Genomic DNA, 663 nt, shown 5'->3' with positions numbered 1-663 from the left:
ATTTCTCTATCTTGATCATCTAATGCACAATCAGCCGTTTCCAACGTATTATCATTCCACAAATTGATCAGTTCATCAACAAACTCACGATTCAGAGGGGCTTCAAGCTGTTGAATATGTATGGTCATGGCGTTTCTCCCTGTGCAAGACTTTTTATCAACCTCATTTTAATTTAGAATAATATGCAATACAAGGATTTTATTGCTAATAAAATGAAGAAAGGCGATGGTGAAATGGACAGCCGTACAGCACGTCAAAAAGAAAGAATCGCTGCCTGGTTATTTTTGATCGGTTACGGCGCTGTCAGGCTCTATTTCATATCATAATAAAAAAGCAGGTTTTTCCTGCTTTTTAAATCAAATCCGCCGTTTTCATCCCCCCGCATGTTTGCAGACTGTCAGAACGCAGACAATAAGCGGCCGTCTTTTTCTTATATTGTTTAACGACGTCTATATGATCATCGTATCTGTATACAAACAGCTTCACAGCGTTTTTTCCTTTAGTTGTTTCGATCACAAACGGTGTCCCGGCGTTTTTCGGATTGACATACAGCGGCTCATCTCCCGGGTATATGTAGTACCGCTCCATAAATACCGCTTCATTAAAGTTTTGAATAAATCGACTCTTGTCAGATCCCTCTAAACGTTTTCCGCCGAATGTCAC

Annotated in this window: 1 protein-coding gene; it reads right to left on the bottom strand. The window is 40.0% G+C overall.

Translation table 11 applies throughout. The features are described 5' to 3' along the window. Positions 1 to 351: 351 nt before the first annotated feature. A partial coding sequence (locus ACWHAR_RS27995) for a YfmQ family protein (RefSeq protein WP_452088554.1) occupies positions 352 to 663 on the bottom strand: 312 nt, incomplete at its 5' end.

It is taken from the genome of Bacillus sp. LR--39 (genome assembly GCF_053613335.1).
The sequence above is the reverse complement of the archived record's forward strand: the minus strand, read 5'-3'. Positions and strand labels throughout refer to the sequence as shown.